Source organism: Algoriphagus sp. (assembly GCF_024642405.1).
GTDB lineage: Bacteria > Bacteroidota > Bacteroidia > Cytophagales > Cyclobacteriaceae > Algoriphagus.
Window position 1 is genome coordinate 1 of the sequence record NZ_JAHEBC010000475.1, and the last position, 2,552, is coordinate 2,552.

At 39.9% G+C, this 2,552-nt stretch carries 1 protein-coding gene and 2 pseudogenes; all 3 read right to left on the bottom strand.

All coding sequences use genetic code 11. From position 1 onward, the window contains the following. Positions 1-231 (bottom strand): annotated as a pseudogene (locus tag Q0L68_RS19500) (glutamine cyclotransferase); the annotation flags it as partial. Next, a complete protein-coding gene (gene cysS, locus Q0L68_RS19505) occupies positions 221-1,711 on the bottom strand; it encodes a cysteine--tRNA ligase (RefSeq protein WP_296705917.1) in 1,491 nt (496 codons plus the stop codon). The pseudogene Q0L68_RS19500 and the gene cysS, both read right to left, overlap by 11 nt. Positions 1,712-1,912: 201 nt before the next feature. After that, positions 1,913-2,552: pseudogene (locus tag Q0L68_RS19510) on the bottom strand (bifunctional phosphoribosylaminoimidazolecarboxamide formyltransferase/IMP cyclohydrolase PurH); the annotation flags it as partial.

Consider the following 2,552-nt stretch of genomic DNA (forward strand, 5'->3'; position numbering starts at 1 on the left):
AAAACTTTCAAACTTCGAAATGATCCATTCCTTAGTCTCTTGGTGAGCTGGAGTCATCGGTACTCTTGGGCCAAAATCTACTTGTTTTTGAATGAAAGCGTAGGCAGAATCAGGAGAAAAGGCAGGGTATGGCTTTGTAGCAACTTCAGCAACAGTTTCAGTTTTCTTCTCGGGCGAGCTACACGCCCATGCAAGAATTAATAGGCCAAGTAGCCAAAATCTATTCTTCATATGCCCAATCAATTTTGTCTTTCATGTCTTTTACCACAAAGCCAAGATCTTTCAATCCCGCTCTTATTTCATCCACTTTTGCGTAATCACGGGCTGTTTTAGCTTCAGAATAAAGCTGTAAAAGTAAATTGATCATCCTATTCTGGCTATCAGATTTTTCTTCCATCAGGCCTAAGATATCTTCTACGAAAGTTATAAATGTGCTAATTAATTTATTGAATGTTTGCTCACTCAGAGTTGCGGAATGAAGCTGTCCTGTGTACATGGAATTGATTTTTTTCAATAAGTTGAACAAATGTCCAATTGCCTGCGCAGTATTGAAATCATCATCCATCGCTCGATAAGCATTGGTGATGCTATTTTCGATCTGTTCGACCTGTTTATCTTCTACTTCTAAATCTGCCGATTGATATTCCAGCATTTTTGCAATTCTCAACCCATTGATCAGTTTTTTATAGCCTTTTTGGGCGGCTTTCAACGCATCATTAGAGAAATCCAATGTAGATCGATAATGTGCCGTCAGCATAAAGTAGCGGATCGTCATCGGGCTATAGGCCTGCACCAATAATTTATGATCCCCATTGAATAATTCCTGCAGGGTAATAAAATTCCCTAAGGACTTACCCATCTTTTGACCATTGATAGTGATCATATTATTGTGCATCCAATAGTTTACCGGATCCTTATGATTGCAGGCATTTCCTTGTGCAATCTCACATTCGTGGTGAGGAAACATCAAGTCCATTCCTCCACCATGAATATCAAATTGAGTTCCAAGGTATTTTGAACTCATGGCAGTACACTCCAAATGCCACCCTGGAAATCCCACTCCCCATGGTGAATCCCATTTCATCAGATGTTCTGGAGCCGCATTTTTCCACAAAGCAAAATCAACTGGATTACGTTTTTCGGATTGACCGTCCAGATCTCTACTTCCGCTCATCAACTCGTCAATCACCCTTCCGGAAAGTCTTCCATAAGGAGTTTTTTCGTTGTATTTCAGGGTGTCGAAATACACAGAACCATTGATTTCATATGCTAAACCTTCTTTCAGTATCGCTTCTACCAAAGCGATTTGTTCAGGAATATGGCCGGTTGCCCGAGGTTCAATATTTGGTTTCCAGGTATTCAACAAAGCCATATCCCGATGATAGGAATCGGTATATTGCTGTGCAATTTCCATCGGTTCCAGTTGCTCAAGCTTGGCTTTTTTAGCTATTTTATCTTCTCCCTCATCAGCATCTCCTGTTAAATGACCAACATCCGTGATGTTCCTGACATATCGAACCCGATAGCCTAAATGAGTCAAATATCTATTAACCGTGTCAAAAGTGACTGCTGGTCTTGCGTGACCCAAGTGGGCATCGCCATAAACGGTGGGACCGCAGACATATAATCCTACAAAAGGAGGGTTGATGGCTTGGAAGTTCTCTTTCTTGCGGGAAAGAGTGTTGTATAGCTTTAATTGATGCGATTTCATTGATAGAATCAAGATTCAAGTATAAAGAATCAAGAACGGGAAAAGCCCAAAAATGATTCAGGTTGCAAAATAGTAGATTCCAAATGGGATTCGAAAGATAAAGTGAATTTGAAAGGATAATACTGAGTTTAAATGAAAAGACCTTCAAAAATTTTTATTCTGAAGGTCTTGAATCTTGATTCTAAAATCTAGTTTCTAAAATTAATGTTTAAAGTGTCTCACTCCAGTCATGACCATAGCCATTCCGTGATCATCACAATAATCTATACTCAACTGATCTTTTATGGATCCGCCTGGCTGAACTACTGCTGTGATTCCAGCTTTTCCGGCGATTTCTACACAATCGGGGAATGGGAAGAATGCATCAGAGGCCATCACAGCACCATTTAGATCAAAGCCAAATTCATTTGCTTTTGTAATTGCTTGCTTCAATGCATCTACTCGGGAAGTTTGCCCAACTCCAGAAGAGAATAATTGATTGTCATTACTCAGGATAATCGTATTAGACTTTGTGTGTTTACAGATTTTGGCTGCAAAAACCATCGCATCCATTTCCTTTTCTGTTGGAGCTTCCTGTGTCACTACTTTGAAATCCGCCTTGCTCTCGGTAGCCAAATCCTTATCCTGTTCGATTACACCATTCAAAAGCGTTTTCATCATTTTGGTTCCTGGAAGATCTATTTTCTGACGAAGTAATATCCTGTTCTTCTTTGCTTTCAAAACCTCAAGAGCTTCCTCCGTGAAATCAGGCGCAATCAACACCTCAAAGAATAAGGAATGCATTTCTTCAACCGCATCTTTGTCTACTGTTTGATTGGTTACCAAAACACCACCAAAAGCA